The 17,107-nt window shown below is 66.3% G+C and carries 14 protein-coding genes; 7 read left to right on the top strand and 7 right to left on the bottom strand.

The window, feature by feature from the left end; translation table 11 throughout:
- Positions 1–30: 30 nt before the first annotated feature.
- The 3 genes from FPV16_RS04210 to FPV16_RS04200 form a co-directional block, all read right to left on the bottom strand.
- A complete protein-coding gene (locus FPV16_RS04210) occupies positions 31–1,020 on the bottom strand; it encodes a TIM44-like domain-containing protein (RefSeq protein WP_227436317.1) in 990 nt (329 codons plus the stop codon).
- 138 nt (positions 1,021–1,158) lie between these two features.
- A complete protein-coding gene (locus tag FPV16_RS04205) occupies positions 1,159–2,271 on the bottom strand; it encodes an ATP-binding protein (protein WP_227436316.1) in 1,113 nt (370 codons plus the stop codon).
- A gap of 96 nt (positions 2,272–2,367) precedes the next feature.
- Positions 2,368–3,000 carry a helix-turn-helix transcriptional regulator gene (locus FPV16_RS04200; protein WP_227436314.1) on the bottom strand — a complete coding sequence of 211 codons (633 nt, stop codon included), beginning with the start codon at positions 2,998–3,000 and terminating at the stop codon, positions 2,368–2,370.
- A gap of 204 nt (positions 3,001–3,204) precedes the next feature.
- On the opposite strand from FPV16_RS04200, the gene FPV16_RS04195 reads away from it, so the two are divergent.
- The 4 genes from FPV16_RS04195 (at position 3,205) to FPV16_RS04180 (ending at position 7,592) form a co-directional block, all read left to right on the top strand.
- The gene (locus tag FPV16_RS04195; protein ID WP_227436313.1) at positions 3,205–3,582 is read left to right on the top strand and encodes a DUF952 domain-containing protein; all 378 of its coding nucleotides are present in this window, start codon (positions 3,205–3,207) and stop codon (positions 3,580–3,582) included.
- Positions 3,579–4,667, top strand: a complete 1,089-nt coding sequence (locus FPV16_RS04190; RefSeq protein ID WP_227436311.1) for a quinone-dependent dihydroorotate dehydrogenase — start codon at positions 3,579–3,581, stop codon at positions 4,665–4,667. Before FPV16_RS04195 ends, FPV16_RS04190 begins: the two co-directional genes overlap by 4 nt.
- Before the next feature lie 322 nt (positions 4,668–4,989).
- Positions 4,990–7,290, top strand: coding sequence for an FdhF/YdeP family oxidoreductase (locus FPV16_RS04185; protein WP_227436309.1), 2,301 nt, complete (start codon positions 4,990–4,992; stop codon positions 7,288–7,290).
- On the top strand, positions 7,287–7,592 hold the full coding sequence (locus FPV16_RS04180; RefSeq protein ID WP_227436307.1) for a hypothetical protein: 306 nt from the start codon (positions 7,287–7,289) through the stop codon (positions 7,590–7,592). Before FPV16_RS04185 ends, FPV16_RS04180 begins: the two co-directional genes overlap by 4 nt.
- A gap of 8 nt (positions 7,593–7,600) precedes the next feature.
- Here the strand turns inward: FPV16_RS04180 and fliP are convergent, their stop codons facing one another.
- Positions 7,601–8,365 (bottom strand): flagellar type III secretion system pore protein FliP, encoded by a 765-nt coding sequence (gene fliP / locus FPV16_RS04175; protein WP_227436305.1) that lies wholly within the window; start codon positions 8,363–8,365, stop codon positions 7,601–7,603.
- Between the two features lie 190 nt (positions 8,366–8,555).
- Between fliP and FPV16_RS04170 the strand changes: the two genes are divergently transcribed.
- Positions 8,556–10,628: a M3 family metallopeptidase gene (locus FPV16_RS04170; protein ID WP_227436303.1), complete on the top strand. Its 2,073-nt coding sequence runs from the start codon at positions 8,556–8,558 to the stop codon at positions 10,626–10,628.
- A gap of 1 nt (position 10,629) precedes the next feature.
- Here FPV16_RS04170 and FPV16_RS04165 read toward each other — a convergent pair whose 3' ends face one another.
- From FPV16_RS04165 to FPV16_RS04155, 3 genes are all read right to left on the bottom strand, one after another.
- Positions 10,630–12,420, bottom strand: coding sequence for a hypothetical protein (locus tag FPV16_RS04165; protein WP_227436301.1), 1,791 nt, complete (start codon positions 12,418–12,420; stop codon positions 10,630–10,632).
- Positions 12,421–12,567: 147 nt separating this feature from the next.
- Positions 12,568–14,442 carry a flagellar hook-associated protein FlgK gene (gene flgK / locus FPV16_RS04160; RefSeq protein ID WP_227436299.1) on the bottom strand — a complete coding sequence of 625 codons (1,875 nt, stop codon included), beginning with the start codon at positions 14,440–14,442 and terminating at the stop codon, positions 12,568–12,570.
- 37 nt (positions 14,443–14,479) lie between these two features.
- Complete coding sequence (locus FPV16_RS04155; RefSeq protein ID WP_227436297.1) at positions 14,480–15,874, bottom strand: flagellar hook protein FlgE; 1,395 nt, start codon at positions 15,872–15,874, stop codon at positions 14,480–14,482.
- A gap of 245 nt (positions 15,875–16,119) precedes the next feature.
- Here FPV16_RS04155 and FPV16_RS04150 point away from each other — a divergent pair, with 245 nt between their 5' ends.
- Together FPV16_RS04150 and FPV16_RS04145 are read left to right on the top strand one after the other, a co-directional pair.
- On the top strand, positions 16,120–16,587 hold the full coding sequence (locus FPV16_RS04150) for a BLUF domain-containing protein (protein WP_227436294.1): 468 nt from the start codon (positions 16,120–16,122) through the stop codon (positions 16,585–16,587).
- Between the two features lie 55 nt (positions 16,588–16,642).
- Positions 16,643–17,095 carry a response regulator gene (locus tag FPV16_RS04145; RefSeq protein WP_056148076.1) on the top strand — a complete coding sequence of 151 codons (453 nt, stop codon included), beginning with the start codon at positions 16,643–16,645 and terminating at the stop codon, positions 17,093–17,095.
- The last annotated feature ends 12 nt before the right edge of the window (positions 17,096–17,107 follow it).

Raw genomic sequence — 17,107 nt, 5'->3', positions numbered from 1 at the left:
TTTTCGATTCGACCGATATGATCGAGGCGATCAGCGGCCCTGCTGGATCGCCGAGAGGATCCAGCGCCCCCCGCGCTCGCGCACGAAGGTCCAGAGTTCCAGGGCCTCCGGCTCGCCGGTCTCGACGGTCTGGTTGGTCCGGAGGTCGACCGTCACATCGGTGATGGCATAGCGCATCGCCACGGTGGCGTATTCCATCCGGCCCTCGCTCCATGATTCCGACAGGTCACCCTGCAGCAGCTTCACGTTCGAGATCCGGTTGACGACCCCGCGGGATTCGTTGCCACGCAGTTCGTCGGCGAAGTAGCCCGCCATTTCCGGCGTCGCGAGGTTGCGCAGCCCAGCGACGTCGCCACGGCCATAGGCCGCTTGCACGTCGTTGAGGGCGATCTCGAAGCTCTGGAAATCGCCGGGGCCGATATCGACTTTGCCGATGGTCGGCTGAGGCGCGCCGCGCCGAGCTGCCCCCATGGCCGGGCCGCCGCCCATGCCGGGGCCCGAGCCCGCGCCGGGCGCAGAACCGTAGCCGGGAGGATTGGCATTGTCCGACAGGGTGGAGCGGGCCATGCCGGCGGGAGCCGGATTGCCCTGGCGGCGGCGGAACCAACGCACCGCGAAGGCGACGACCATTACGATGAGGCCGACCTGCAACAGGAGGCCTATCATCGAGGCGATGCCGCCGAGCCCGCCGAAGAAGCCGCCGCCGAGGAGCGCGCCGAGCAAGCCCGCACCGAGCAGGCCCGCCATGAAGCCGCCGCCGAAGCGGGGACGCTGCGTGGCGGCGCTGGTCATGCCGGGATTGCCCATGGTCGAACCGGGCTGCGTCTGCGAGCGCTGAATCGGCGCCGCGCCCGGAGCCGTGGCCGTGGAGGAGGGGGCGTTGTACGTCTTCGAGCCGCGCGAGCCCATACCGCCGCCGCCGCCCGGACGGGCCTCGGCAACGGGCGCTGCGACGGCCAGCACCGCGGCGAGCGCGAAGATGGTCGCGGCGCGGGTGCGACGCGTGGAGGAGATGAACATGAATACGCCCCTGAACGAAGTCTGAGAGAGTTCCGGCGGGAATGCCGGACCTTATATGGTGACGTCCGCCTGAGAGTTTTAGTCCGTGTGCAGCGCCGCTTTTGTGCTTCGGACGACGCTGGCAAGAGCCGAAACGCCTCAGCCGGCGGCCGGGAAGATCATTCGGACGGATGTTCCCTCGCCGGGTTTGCTGTCGAGGGCGACGGTTCCGTTCTGGCGCTTCACCAGGCCATGGACGATAGCGAGCCCGGCGCCGCGCCCGGCCTCTCGGGTCGTGATGAAGGGAGCGAGCGCCCGCGCTGCCATCTCCGGTGTCATCCCGTGTCCTGTATCACGCACCGAGATGCCGACGGCGCCGTCTCCCTGCCGGCGGATGGCCGGATCGCTCGGCGGCACCGGGAAGCTCGCGATCTCGACGCTGCCGCCGCCCGGCATCGCCTCGCAGGCATTGGCGAGGATGTGGGAGAGGGCGAGATCCACCTGGGTTGGGTTGGTGAGACCATTGGGCAGGTCCGACGCGGTGTGGACCGTCAATGTCACTCCGGGGGGAAGCGTCGCCTGCATGCGGGCGCCGAAGGCGGTGATGAGGGCATTCATGTCGACGGGGCGGACATCCGGCGCGATCCGCCGCGAAAAGGTCAGCAATTGCCGCGTCAGGATCGTCGCCCGCTCGACAGCATCGGTGGATCGGGTCACGGCCCGCTGGATGAAGGGTTCTTCCCGGTCGCCGAGACGCCGCTTCAGCCCGTCGATATAGCCGATGAGGATCTGCAGGAAGTTGTTGAATTCGTGGGCGACACTGTTGGTGAGCAAGCCAAGCGCCTCGCGTTGCCGGGACAAGGCAAGCGCCCCTTCCGCGTCCCTTCGCCGGGTGACGTCGACCAGCTGCGCGAGGAGGAGATCGGCGTCGGGAAGGGGCACCGCGAAGATCTCGGCCCAGAAGGTCGATCCGTTCCTGCGCCAGGCCAGCACCTCGATCCCCTCCGGCCGCGTCCCAGCCAAGGCCGCCGCGAAGGCGGCGCGGGCCTCCTTGTCAGTATTGGCGCCGAGAAGGAGATGGGCGTCGCGTCCGGCGAGATCGCCGGTCTCATGGCCGGTGAGACGGGCGAAGGCGGAGTTGGCCGAGACGATCCTCGCCGTCGCCGGGTCGATCAGCAGGGCCGGTACGGGGCTGGCCGCGAGGGCCGAGCGAAAATCGATGCGCGAGCCCGGAGCATCGTCCGGTTCGCCGTCCTGATCATGCAACGCCATGCTCTCTCCAGGCCTGTCGGAGCGAAACCGGCTCCCGCGTGAGTCGCATCGGGCGAAGGCGCCAGGACCGATTGGCACGGCGGCTCCCGGCGATGGCTATTGCCGCACCCACATCACCCGTGCGATCCACGCGATCTCGGCCACCTGGACGATGCGTTCGGGGTGGCTCGGATTGAGCGAGAGCAGCTCGATGGTCCGGGCGGTCTTGCGGCGCAGTTCCTTGGCCAGCACCTCGCCGCTCGCCAGGCGCACCACCACGCGATCGCCCTTGCGGACACTGGCGGTGGGAGAGACGATCAGCACGTCGCCGTCGCGATAGAGCGGCTCCATGGAATCGCCCTGCACTTCGAGGGCGAAGGCGCGATCCTCGCCGAGATCGGGAAACTCGATCTCCTCCCAGCCCGGCCCGCCGGTGGGCATGCCTTCCTCGGTGAAGAGCCGGCCGGCGCCGGCCTGGGTCATGCCGATCAGCGGCACCATGGCGCGCGGCATGCCTTCCCGTGGCTCGATGAGGCGAAGGAAATCGTCGAGCGTCGCGTTGGTGGCCGCGAGCACCTTCGACACGGATTCGGTGGAGGGCCAGCGCTTGCGCCCATCCGGCCCGATCCGCTTCGAGCGGTTGAAGCTCGTGGCATCGAGACCCGCACGGCGTGCGAGACCGGAGGCCGAGAAGCCGTGGCGTTCCGCGAGACGGTCGATCGCGGTCCAGATCTGCTCGTGGGATAGCATGGCGAGACTCGATCAGAATGGCTAAGACATCCGGCCTAGCTTTAGGAAAGTAGAACTAAAATACGCCGGAAGCAACGGGACGCCGCCATAATCCTGAAGGTGTAGGAACCGGGAGCGGACGACTTGAGGTAGCGACCGATCGCGGTTGCGACGGATGCCGACCCGTTCTATCGCGTGGGCCAACGAACCGGAAGGCAACGCGCGATGCCCGTGATCTACAAGATATGCCCGCGCGCTCTGTGGCGCGAGGCGGAAGAGGCGGGGCGGTTCGCAGGTGCGCCCGTCGACAGGGCCGATGGGTTCATCCATTTCTCCACCGCCGAACAAGTGGCCGAAACGGCCGCACGGCATTTCGCGAATGTCTCCGATCTCCTCCTCATCGGCATCGAGGCCGAGGCGCTGGGCGAGGCCCTTCGCTACGAGCCCTCCCGTGGCGGGGCGCTGTTCCCCCATCTCTACGGCGATCTTCCCCTCAATGCCGTCAGGTCCGTGACCGAGCTTCCGATCGGGCCGGACGGCCAGCATGTGTTTCCCGCCGATCTTATCTCGTCCGCCGATCCTGCGACCGGAGCATCGGTATGATCGGCGCTCTCTTTCCCCTCGCCAGGCCGATCCTGCACGGCCTCGACGCAGAGACGGCGCACAACCTCACCTTGCGCGGGCTGAGGCTTCTTCCTCCGCGCAAGCCGGCCACAGATGATTCGAGGCTCGCGGTCACCGCCTTCGGCCGCCGGTTCCCCAACCCGGTCGGCCTCGCGGCAGGGTTCGACAAGGGCGCACAGGTGCCCGATGCGCTGCTCGGCCTGGGCTTCGGCTTCGTGGAGGTCGGCGGCGTGGTGCCGAAGCCGCAGGGCGGCAACCCGCGCCCGCGCGTGTTCCGCCTGAGCGCCGACGGTGCCGTCATCAACCGCTTCGGTCTCAACAGCGAAGGGCTCGACGTCGTGCGCGGCCGCCTCGCGGCTAGGGGCGGCCGGACCGGCCTCGTGGGCATCAATATCGGGGCCAACAAGGATTCCACCGACAGGATCGCCGATTACGTGGCCTGCACCACGGCGCTGGCGCTCCACGTCGCCTTCGTTACGGTCAACGTCTCCTCGCCGAACACCCCCGGCTTGCGCGACCTCCAGGGCGAAGCTTTCCTCGACGATCTGCTGGGACGCGTGGTCGAGGCCTGCGATAAGGTCTCGCCCGAGACCGCGATCCTGTTGAAGATCGCCCCCGACATCTCCCTCGAAGCCCTCGATTCCATCGTCGCCACCGCCTTGCGGCGGAAGGTGCAGGGCCTCGTCGTCTCCAACACCACCATCGCGCGGCCGGCCAGTCTCACCGAGGCCTCCCTGGCGACGGAGACCGGCGGCCTCTCCGGCCGTCCCCTGTTCGCTCCGGCGACCCGCCTCCTCGCGGAGACCTACCTGCGTGTCGGCGGCACCATCCCACTCATCGGCGTCGGCGGGATCGACTCCGCCGAGGCGGCCTGGACCAAGATCCGCGCGGGAGCGAGCCTGCTCCAGCTCTACTCGGCCCTGGTCTATGCCGGCCCCGGCCTCGTGGGCGCGATCAAATCCGGCCTGCTGCGTAAACTCGCCGCGGAGGGTGCGAGCGACCTGTCCGCCATCGTCGGGCGCGATGCCGCGACCTTGGCCAGGCTCGGCCTCGACGCGGCGTAGGCGAGGATCGGGCCCGGGGACGTGCCGAGCAGTGGTCCCGCGTTGCGATGGACGCCTGGGCAAGGCCGGTTTTCGGAACGGATTTGCCGGTTCGATCCCGGCGTCATTCGCATGCGGCTCCTGCACTGAGATCGGGGGTGAGTTTAGAACTCCGTAAGACTGCTCGGTTTCGTGCCAGGACACGTCCACAGGCGCATGACTGGCCCGCGTTTGCCCCTGATTGAGTGAACCTTGTGCGGTGCGATATCGCTGGTGGAATCGATGGTGGCCTCGCCCTGCGATGGCACTGTCCCATCCATCATTTGCCGAACCAGGATCGTTCATGGATCACCCGGTCGCGTCCCCCAAGCGTTCCTCCGCCGCCGGCGGTTGGGGCGCGTTGAAGAGCTGCGGCAAGCACCTGCTGAGCAGCCGTGCCCCGCTCTCCGGGGCCCGCGCCATGCTCAAGGCCAACCAGCCGGACGGGTTCGATTGTCCCGGCTGCGCCTGGGGTGATCCGGCGCACGGCTCGTCCTTCGAGTTCTGTGAGAACGGTGTGAAGGCCGTCTCGTGGGAAGCGACCGACAAACGTACGCCGCCGAAGTTCTTCGCCAAGCACACCGTCTCGGAGCTGCGCGGCTGGACCGACTATGCGCTCGAAGGCGAGGGCCGCCTCACGCATCCCATGCGCTACGATGCAGGCAGCGACCGCTATCTGCCCGTCAGTTGGGATGCGGCCTTCGCCGAGATCGGCGCCACCCTGCGCGGCCTCGACAGCCCCGACCGGGCCGAGTTCTACACCTCCGGCCGCGCCTCCAACGAGGCGGCCTATGTCTATCAGCTGTTCGCCCGGCTCTACGGCACCAACAACTTCCCCGATTGCTCCAACATGTGCCACGAGGCCAGCGGCATCGCCCTCCAGGCGGCCATCGGCATTGGCAAGGGGACCGTCCTGCTCGAGGATTTCGAGAAGGCGGACGCGATCTTCGTGGTTGGCCAGAATCCCGGCACCAACCATCCGCGCATGCTCGGCGACCTGCGCAAGGCGGCCACCCGCGGCGCCCGCGTGGTGGTGTTCAACCCCGTGCGCGAGCGCGGCCTCGAGCGCTTCGCCGACCCGCAGAACACAGTGGAGATGCTGCGCGGTGCCAGCGCCCCGGTGGCGAGCCATTATTACCAGCCGCGTCCGGGCGGCGACATGGCGGCGTTCCGCGGTATCGCCAAGGCGGTCTTCGCAGCCGACGACGCGGCTCTCGCCGCCGGCCGTCCATCCGTTCTGGATCGCGCCTTCCTCAGCCACCACGCCGAGGGCCACGAGGCCTATCGCGCCGTCGTGGAGGCCACGAGCTGGGAGTCGATCGAGGATCAGTCCGGCCTCTCCCGCGCCGATATCGAGGTGGCGGCCGAGGTCTATCTCGGCGCCGACAAGGTTATCTGTACCTGGGCCATGGGCGTCACCCAGCACAAGCACTCGGTGGCGACCATCCGGGAGATGACGAACGTCATGCTCCTGCGCGGCAATATCGGCCGTCCCGGCGCCGGCCTCTGCCCCGTGCGCGGCCATTCCAACGTGCAGGGCGACCGCACGGTGGGCATCAATGAGAAGCCGCCCGCCGTGTTGCTCGACGCCCTCGAGCGCGAGATCGGCTTCGTCGCCCCGCGCAAGCACGGCCACAACGTCATCGGCGCCATCGGCGCCATGCTCGACGGATCCTCGAAGGCCTTCATCGGGCTCGGCGGCAATTTCGCCCGCGCCACGCCGGATACGGCGCTGGTGGCCAAGGCGCTCGCCTCCTGCGAGCTCACCGTCCATATCGCGACGAAGCTCAACCACTCGCACCTCGTGCCCGGCCGCGTCGCCTACCTGCTGCCCTGTATCGGCCGCACCGAGATCGACCGGAATTCCAAGGGCAAGATCCAGATCGTCACGGTCGAAGATTCCATGAGCATGGTCCACGGCTCGGGGGGCATCAACAAGCCCGCCTCGCCGGAACTGCGCTCGGAAATCGCCATCATCGCCGGCATGGCGGCGGCCACCGTCGGTTCGGACAAGATCGATTGGGCGGCGCTCGCCGACGATTACGACGGCATCCGCGCTTTGATCGAGCGGACCATTCCGGGCTTTACCGGCTACAACGTCCGGGTCCGCCGCCCGCGCGGCTTCATGCTGCGCAACCTCGCCGCCGAGCGCAATTTCGAGACGGCGAACGGCAAGGCGAATTTCTCTGCCGACGCCCTGCCCGAGGCGACCGAGCATCAGCAGGCGAGGGCGATGGGCGACACCTTCGTGCTCCAGACCTTCCGCAGCCACGATCAGTACAACACCACCGTCTACGGCCTCGACGACCGCTATCGCGGGGTCTACGGCGAGCGTCAGGTGCTGTTCGCCCATCCCGACGATCTGGCCGAGATCCGTGCCGTCGCCGGCGACCGGGTCGACATCGTCGGCACCCATGACGACGGCGTCGTGCGGGTGGCCAAAGGTTTCCGCCTCGTGCCGTTCGACATGCCGCGCGGCAGCCTCGCCGGCTACTACCCGGAGCTCAACGTCCTCGTTCCCCTGTCGTCCTTCGGCAAAGAGAGCGACACGCCGACCTCGAAATCGGTGATGGTCTCGATCCGGCGCCCGGCGGAAGCCGCGTGAGCGAGCCGCCCGCCGACGCCGAGACCTTCCTCGCCGTCACCGATTCCATCGCCGACCTCCAGCCCGGCCTCTCCACCTTGGAGGCCGGGTTGCTGGCGGGACTGCACCTGAAGCTCGCCGCCGACAGCCGCAGCTTCGCGCGGGTCTTCGGTGTCGAGCATGCCCTCGTCCTGCGCGCCGTGGAGACCCTGTCGGGGGAAGCGGAGCTGCTGTCAGTCACCGAGCGGAACCAGCGCACCCAGCGGACCCGCTACGAGGCGACGCCGGCGGGCCTCGCCATCCTGGACCACCTGCACGGCTGATCCCGCACTCAGCTTCCGTAGCTCTGGATCAAAGACCCGGCCACGAGGGTCCAGCCGTCCACCAGTACGAAGAAGATCAGCTTGAACGGCAGCGCCACCGTCGCGGGGGGCACCATCATCATGCCCACCGCCATCAGGATCGAGGCGACGACCAGATCGATGACGAGGAAGGGGATGAAGAGCAGGAAGCCGATCTCGAAGGCGCGCCGCAACTCCGAGATCATGAAGGCCGGCGTGACGATTTCGAGACCGATGGCCTCCGGCCCCGCAGGGGCGGGGGCCTTCGCCATGTCGAGGAAGAGCTTTAGATCCTTTTCGCGCACGTTGCGCAGCATGAACGTCTTGAACGGGGCCGAGGCCCGCTCGAACGCCACGCTCTGCGTGATCTGGCCGGCGATCAGCGGCTCGATGCCAGTGCGGTAGGCCTCCCGCGCCGTCGGAGCCATGACGAAGGCGGTGAGGAACAGGGCGAGGCTGGTGATCACGGCGTTCGGCGGCGCGCTCTGCGTGCCGAGGGCCGAGCGCAGGATCGACAGGACCACCACGATCCGCGTGAACGAGGTCGCCATCACCAACACCGAGGGCGCCAGCGTCAGGACGGTGATGAGGGCGATGAGCTGGAGTGCCCGCTCCGTCACCCCGCCCTGGCCGAGATCGACCGAGAGGCTTTGCGCCATGGCCGCACCGATGCCGACGGCAAGGATACCCCCCGCCGCCAGCACGAGGCGGGCGGAACGCAGGGAAACGGAAGTGGGTCGAGTCAGGGGTGCCATGGCGGGGCGCAACCTGCGTCGGTGGGAGCCCAGGCGCAAGCGCCCACGCCCTCGAAGCTCCCTCGCTCGAAGCTCCCTCGATGGAAGGCCGAGTGACACCGTGGCGAAAATGCCGACGGGATGCTTTGCGCTCGCTTGCCGGGATGACTAGGTTCCCCAGCACAGACCCGGACGAGACCGAAGGACGACCATGACGAGCGCAACCGCCACCGAGACCCGGGACATCGGACCGTTCGCGGAGCCTGTGTGGCAGACGCCGTTCGGGCTGCCGCCCTTCGACCGGATCCGCCCGGAGCATTTCCTGCCTGCCTTCGAGACCGCCCTGGATTCGCACGATGCTGAGATCGCCGCCATCGCCGACGCGTCGGAGCCGGCGACCTTCGCCAACACGGTGGAGGCGATGGAGCGCGCGGGCCTCGATCTCGACCGTGTCGCTTCCGTCTTCTTCAATCTCAGCGGCAGCAACACCAGCCCGGAGCTCCAGGCCGTCGAGCGGGCGATTACGCCCCGTCTCGCCCGCCACGGCAGCGCCATCTACCTGAATCCCCGGCTCTGGGCACGCATCGCCGCTGTCGATGCCGATGCGGAGACGCTCGGTGCGGAAGAGCGGCGCGTCCTGGAGCGCTACCGCACACGCTTTCGCCGCGCCGGTGCCGATCTCGCCCCCGAGGCGAAGACGCGGATGGCCGAGATCGCCGGGCGGATGGCCGAGCTCGGAACGACGTTCAGCCAGAATCTGCTGGCCGACGAAAGCGCCTTCATCCTCCCCCTCGACGGCGAGGAGGACCTTGCCGGCCTGCCCGAGTTCCTGATGGCCGCCGCCGCCAGCGCGGCCAAGGACCGTGGCGGTGAGCACGGTCACGTCATCACGCTGTCGCGCTCGTTGATCGAGCCGTTCCTGGTCTTCTCCACCCGGCGTGACCTGCGCGAGAAGGCCTACGAGGCCTGGACCCGCCGTGGCGAGAGCGGGGGCACCACGGACAATACCGGGATCATCGCCGAGATCGTCGCCCTCCGCGCGGAGCGGGCGCGGCTTCTGGGCTTCGACAGCTTCGCTCATTTCAAGCTGTCCGACACCATGGCCGGCTCGCCGGATGCGGCGATGGAACTCCTGCGCAACGTCTGGACACCGGCCCATGCCCGTGCGGGCGCCGAGCGCGACCGACTCCAGGCGCTGGCGACGGCGGAAGGGGCCGACTTCGCCATCCGCGCCCACGATTGGCGCCACTATGCCGAGAAGCTGCGGCGGTCCGAGCACGATCTCGACGAGGGCGAGATCAAGCCCTACCTGCCCCTCGATGGGGTCATCGCGGCGTCCTTCGACACGGCCTCGCGCCTGTTCCACCTCCGCTTCGAAGAACTCGCCGACTTTCCGCGCTACCATCCCGACGTGCGGGCCTGGACGGTGCGCAATGCCGACGGGTCGGAGGTCGGCGTCTTCCTGGGCGATTACTTCGCCCGCTCGTCGAAGCGCAGCGGCGCCTGGATGAGCGCGTTCCGCTCCCAGGAGCGGCTCAACGGCCCGATCACGCCGATCATCGTCAATGTGATGAACTTCGCCAAGGCGCCGGCGGGCGAGACGACGCTTCTGTCCTTCGACGACGCGCGCACCCTGTTCCACGAGTTCGGCCACGCCTTGCACGGCCTCCTCTCGGACGTGACCTACCCGCTTCTCGCGGGCACGGCGGTGGCGGGCGATTTCGTCGAACTGCCCTCCCAGCTCTACGAGCACTGGCTCGAACAACCGGAGGTGCTGCGCATCCATGCGCGCCACTACCGCACCGGCGAGCCGATGCCGGAGGAGTTGCACAAGCGCATGCTCGCGGCACGGTCGTTCAATCAGGGCTTCTCCACCATCGAGTACACCGCTTCGGCGATCGTCGACATGACGCTGCATCTGTCGAGCGGCGGCGAGGACGGGCTCGACGTTCTGGCCTTCGAGGCCGACGCGCTGCAGCGCATCGGCATGCCGGCGGAGATCTCCATGCGGCACCGCTCGCCGCATTTCGCGCATATCTTCTCCGGCGACGGTTATGCCGCCGGCTATTACAGCTATCTCTGGTCCGAGGTGCTGGATGCCGATGCGTTCGACGCCTTCCGAGAGGCCGGCGACATCTTCCACCCCGAGACGGCGGCGCGCCTGCGCAAGTTCGTCTACGGGGCCGGGAACCTGCGCGAGCCCGGCGAGGCTTACACCGCCTTCCGTGGCCGCCTGCCCAGCATCGATCCGCTGCTGCGCAAGCGCGGCCTGGCCGCCGCCTGACTCAGGAGAGATAGTTCGTCAGCGTCAGCTTCGAGAGCATCGAGGTGACCTGATAGCTCGCCTGAAGCTGGTTCTGGAGGGCCAGGAGCTTGGCGGTCACCTCCTCGATGGAGACTGTATCGACTCCGTCGAGGCTGTCTTCCAGGGCCGCCCTGGCGGAGCGGTTGTCGGTCTTGGTGTCCGCCATGGTCCTGGCCGCCAGGCTGAGATCGCTGGCGATGCTTTGCACGCCGTCGCGGCCATCGCTGGAGGTGAGGAGCGAACGCGCGCGCTCCGAGACGGCATTGTAGCGTGCCGTTTCCGGCGATCCGGTCGTCGAGGGCGTGAAGCTCTGCACCGCGACCTGTGCGATGCCGGCGAGGACCGCTCGGATCGGAGCCTCGTTGGCCTGGGCTCCGATGCCGAGCCTGCGATCCGCGCCGATCTGCACCGTCGCCGTCGTCCTGGGATCGGTCGAGGTATCGTCGCCGGTGTACCAGATCACGGTCTTGGTGCTGGCCTGCTCGGCGTAGCCGTTCCCGTCCGCCGAGACGCGGCGTGGCGCGAAACCTTCGGTTTTCGATCCCGCGAAGAAGTCCTGCGAGGCACGCGACGCCGAACTCGCCGAGAGGGTCGTCCCGGCCGTTTCCTTGAGCGCGTTCGACAGCGCCTTCGAAATGTTGGCCGCCACGTCACCCGTCAGCGAGAAGTCGGTCGACGACTTAGAATCCGCGTTTGCCTTCGCGGTCAGCGTTATCGTCTGGGTGGTCCCGTCGCGAAGCGCCAGGTTGAAGGTCAGCGTGTCCCCCGCCGCCGGAGGGGCGTTGACGGTGAGCTCCACGGAAGCCGGCGTACCGGTGCCGAAATTCGCCGCGAGCCCGAGGGAGGCCTTGCCCTGGATGCTGGCGACCGGCTGGCCCTCGAATCTCTTGGTCAGGGCGGCGGCGGTCTCGGCGGCCGTGCCGAGTGCAATCGTGTTGGTCGCGTCGGCCGGAGGGTTGGCGGTGACGATCAGGTCGGTGAAGCTTTGGCTCCCATCGGGCTGATTGACGGCGACGCGGATGCGGTCGCCCTCCGCCGGCGCATTGGCCACGGCGAAGGTCACGTCCGGTGCCGTGCCGCCCGACTTCGCCCCCGCCGTGATGGCGGACGGGTTCGAGCTCGTGGCCGAGAGGAGCTTGAAGCCGAAATTCGCGCGCGCTTCGGTGCCCGCCGTGCCCGTGCCTTCCTCGCTGACCGTCACGGTGGAGCCCGACGCGCTGGTGGCGATGCGGCCGTTGCCGTTCGGGCCGAGATCGGCGGCCACCTGCTCGTTCACCAGGGTCTTGAGACCATCGAGGCCGAGACCGGGAACGCCGTTCAGGATGGCATCCGACGAAGCTACGGGGGGCGTATCGGAGATTCGCCCGCCGAAGACGTAGCTGCCCGCGACGTCCTGGTTCAACGCGTCCACGGCCGCATCCAGGCTGTTCCTGGCCACCTGCGCCACGGTCGAGGCCGTGCCGGTGGTGCTGGAATTCAACGATTTCTGCAGGATGCCGCTCAGGGAGGAGAGCTGCGCCACCGCCGAACTGGTGACCGTCACCCGCGTCGTGTTCGCCGTAATGGCGGCATCGTATCCGTCGAGGGCGCTGAGGGAGGCATGGGCGCTGAGGCTGGTGGTCCGCGCCGCGCCAATCCCGCCATACGTCTCGGCGGTGCGGCCGCTGGCGAGCTGGGTGGACAACGCGTCGAGACGCGCCTTCTGGCTAACCAGGTTCGCGGTGTTGCGATCCTGGACGTAGGTGCCGGCCGTAAAGGCGCTGATCGTCATCGTGACCTCGGCGGTAGGGTCTCCAAGCGGTCAACCGGTTGAAGACGCCGGAAAATCGATCCGAACAGTGGAGGCCACGTTTCGGAAGAACCGGATGGAGAAGAAGACCTGGAGCAACCTCGCGGACGCGATATCCGCGACGACGCCCTAGATCCGGAGGAGCGTGTCCAGCATGTCCCGCGCGGCGGTGAGCACGCGGGCATTGGCGGTGTAGGCCGTCTGCAATCCGACGAGCCTCGACATCTCCTCGTCGATCTTGACGCCGGACGTGCTGGCGAACCGGCCCTGCGCCGTCGCGAGCGCGATGCTCTGCCCTTCGTCGAGATTCTGCGCGGTGGCAGCAGCGGCGCCCTGTGAGTCGATGATCTTCTGGGCGAAGCCCTGCACGGAGGATTCGTAGGGCGCACTGATGCCGCCGATCCCGCTCGCCGCCGAAAAGGTCCGGTTCGCGCTCGTGAGGGCATCGAACAGGTATTGCGGCCTCGTCGGTTCGCTGCCCTGGGTTCCCGGCGCAAACTTTACCAGCGTTTCCGTCTTGGCGACCACCGCCGGGTTCACGGCGATGCGCTGGGCGAAGCCCGTCAGCTGCGAGCCGCCATCGAACGACCCGGTATAGAGGCGGGCCTTGCCGCCGGAATCGACGAAGAGGGGGATCTGGGGCTTGCCGTTCGTCACATCGTCCGGCGACGTCGACTGGGTGACGCTGGCCTTGATCCCCATGATCGTCGGAGCGCCGCTGGTCGGTGACAGGATCCTGACGCCACCCTTCCCGACCTCGGGGACGGACGTCACGGTGTAGGGTGAGCCGAGAGCGGCGGCGATCGCCGTGCCGAAGGTGGCCGGGTCGCTGCCCACCGTGAACGGGACGATGGTCGCCAGCGGATCGGCGACATCCGCCCGGTTCACCGACGCAGGCGGGTTCAGGTTGGACGGAACCAGGATCAGGTTGCGCTGCGCACCGTTCGTGTCCTTGAGGGTGATCGTGATGGCGTTGCCGGCGCTCAGGCCGGTGAGGTCGATGGCGAATCCCGCCCCCGCCGCTGCCGACGCGGGCGTGCCGACCGCCGACGTATCGGACAGCGACCGCGACAGGCCCGCCGCCAGATCGTCGAGCTGGCGCTGGGCCTGGGGCAGAACCGTGTCGCGCAGCTCGATCCCTGCGGCCAGCGAGCCCGAACGGATCGCGTTCGAGGCCACGAGATCGATCGTGCCGCCCCCCGGGGTGGTCGCCGTGATGGTTCCGACGCTCCGCTGCGCCGGATCCGTGGAATAGGCGTCCTCGGGACCGAGGGTTCCGCGACCGTCGAAGCTCAGGCTCACGGCGCTGGCCCGGTCCACCAGCGTCATCCCGGACGTGGTGATGACCGTGACGGTCCCGTCGCGTTGCACCGACGCCTGCACGTCGAGATAGCCGGAGAGGGAATTGAGGGCCTGGTCACGCTGATCGAGGAGCGCGACCTTGGCCCCATCGTCGCTGGTGGCGGCGATCTTGACGTTAAGCTGTGCGATGGACGAGAGCAGCCCGCTCGCCGCCGCCGTATCGTTGGAGAGCTGGCTCTCGGTCGCGCTGCGCAGGGCCTGAATCCCCTCCGCGATGCCCCCGATCTTCGTCGCTAGGTTCGACGCGGCCGAGACCACGGCAGAGCGGGCGGGGGCGGATGACGGGGCCGCCCCGAGGGTCTGCAGCGCCAGGGTGAAATTGTTGACCACTCCGTCGAGGGCGCTCGTGGTGCCCGGTATACCGTAGAGTTTATCGAGTTGGGTCCGGACGTCCGCCATCATCCCGGTATAAGACGCGCCGGACGTCTCGAGCCGCAGCTGCTTCACCGAATTCTCGTCGATGATCCGATTGATCGTCCCGATGGCGACGCCGGAATTGCCGGGCCCCTGCGCGACGGTGTCGAGCGTGCGCCTGACATAGCCGGTGGTGCCGACATTCGCGATGTTCTGCGAGACGATGCCAATGGCGGCCTGAGTGGTCTTCAAGCCGGCCGCGGCCGTGTTCAGCGCTGTGAACGACACGATCGCCCTCCCTCTACGTCACCGGAAACCCCAGAACTCAGCGGATGATGTTGATCAACGAGGACATCATATCCTGCGCGGTCGAAATGACCTTCGTATTCGCAGAATAGGCCTGTTGGGTTACGATCATCTTAGAGAACTCGCTCGCAATGTCCGTATTTGATTGCTCGATATTCTGGCCTATGATCTTCGTTGCGTTAAGGCCTATCAAGGGATTCCCCGAATCAAGTGTCTGCCGATAATTTCCGGACGAGTCTGCCTTCAGCCCGTCGGGATTTGTAAATTGAACAACCTTGATCCTGGCGAGGGCAACAGTGCTGCCATTGCTATAGCTACCGACGACCTCCCCGCTCTCATTGACTGACAGTTCATTCAATGTCCCTGATGTAAATCCATCCTGGCCAAGGGCTGTCGTCGTTATTACCGTACTGCTATTTGCAGTTAGTCTTGATCCGTAATCAAACGAAATGGGGTTGAGGGTCACGCCGTTGATGGTTGGCGCTGCAATTGTAACTGATTCGGTCGCGGGATTGGTCAACTTGCCGCTTGCGTCGAATTCAAACGCTGTTCCTGAATTTGTCCATGATGAAGCCGATTGATCGACCGTCGTGTCGTTGGCGTAATACAAGTTCCAGACGTTATTCTTGGCCGGAACTGCGGTGGTAGTGCCATCTGGATTCGTAATCGTCGTAGCGCTAGCTGCATCTTGAACTTTTGCCCACACCGTAGTCAAGTATACTGGTGCTCCGCTAGGCGAATAGGTCGTCAGCGCGGGGCCGCTCATACTGCCGTTCATAAGCTTTGTCGCGTCTGCACCTGCAGAGACCGTTCCAGCTCCCGTTCCCGTCAGGATTACTGGGTTGGTAGAGGCCGCAAACGTGGTTCCGATCAGGTTCTTTGACGGAGATATTGGAAGATTCGCTGCATAAGTGATCGTGCTCGTTGCCTTGGCAGGAATTGGCAAGGCCGAAATCTTGATCGGGCCTTCACTCGTGGCGCTCCCCGTACTCGGGTCAAGACTCGTCCCTGTCAGATAGGCGCCGCCGCCATTGCGGAGATAGCCTTCCTGATCTTTAACGAAATCGCCCCGGCGGGTGTAGAGATTGCCCGGCGAGAAAGATGTCTGTCCGTTGACGTCGTTCGTCTTCGCCTGCACGGCGAAAAAGCCCGGACCGTTCAAGGCGATGTTGGTCGGGGTCTCGGTGGCGATAATGTTGCCCTGGATCGAGTTTGTCAGGACTGAGTTCGCCCTGACGCTGCCGGAGACCTGGCGGTTGGGCGCCTGCTCGGCGACAAGGTCGACGAAGCTGGTATCGACCCGCTTGAAGCCAGTCGTCTGCGAGTTGGCGATGTTGCCGGAGATGTTCTCGAGGGAAAAGCCCTGGGCCTTCATGCCCGAGACCGCCGTCTGCAACGCGGAAAAGACATCCATGACCGGCAACCTTTGTTGAAAATGACGTGGACCGAAATTGGTTCAGGCCATCAACCGCAAGCCGGATGCCAAATCTATGTCATTGATACGATGAGATTATTTTTTAAGATGGCCGGCAAGAACCGACATTTTCCGGGAATACCCCGGCAGCTTTTGCCGGTTTCGTGATACGATGAGTGCGCCGTTTACCCAGCGTTATGCTGCGGTCGGATATCGTCAGGCCGTTGGAGCAACGGAGAGGGATCATGAAGGCCAAGCGGGCGACCCTCGTCCACCTCATCTATTTCTCTCGCCTCAACCTTGCCGCCGATGCGGCGGGCCGGACTCGCCAGCTCGGAGAGATCACGCGGCAGGCGCAGAAGAAGAACGAATTTTCCGTCATCACCAGCTTCCTGCTGGTGGAACAGAATTTCGCGGCCCAGATCATCGAGGGCGAGCGCACCTCGGTGAACGACACGTTCGGACGGATCAGCAACGATACGCGGCATCGCGATGTCCAGATCGTCGAGTGGCGTGAGATCGTGAAGCGCGAATTCGTCAATTCGTTCGTGACCGTCGTCCGCAACCCTGCGAACGACGCGACCTTCCAGAAGGCCGGCCTGCTGCCGATGTTTCAGCGCGGCACCCCGAAAGGCGGGGTGATCCATTCCCTCGCTATTGCCCTGCAGGCCGAATCGCTGGCCAAGCAGGGCATCGACCACCTGTTCGTCTGATGCGCCATTCCAGCCTTCCTGACGTCGGATATCCGACCCTGAGCTTCGAAAGCCCATGAGTGAGACGCCACCGATCCTGATCGTCGACGATCAGGAGAAACTGCTGAAGCTCGTCATTCTCCTGATGACGCGGATCGGATTCCCGGATGTCGATGGCGTGACCAGCGGTCCCGAAGCGCTGGAGCGCTTGCGCGAGCGCAAATACGCCCTCGTGATCTCGGACCTGATGATGGAGCCGATGGACGGGCTGACGCTCCTGCGCGAAATCCGCGGCGACGACGCGCTCATGAACACGCCCTTCATCCTCACCGAAGCCTCGTTCGACTTTGAGGACATCAACCTCGCGCACCAGGCCGGCGCGGACGCTTTCATCCTGAAGCCGTTCGACATGTCGGTGCTGAAGTCGAAGCTGAAACAAGTGATCAACCGCAAGCCGCGCCGCCGCGAGGCGCCGCTTGCAGCGGAATCCGCCTTGAACGTCGATTTCCCGATGCTCGGCAAGTTCTGATCGCACCCGGCC

Origin of the sequence: Methylobacterium sp. W2 (assembly GCF_020662345.1) — a bacterium.
Lineage (GTDB): Bacteria > Pseudomonadota > Alphaproteobacteria > Rhizobiales > Beijerinckiaceae > Methylobacterium.
Note: the sequence above shows the minus strand (reverse complement) of the source record. Positions and strands in the feature narration are given on the sequence as shown.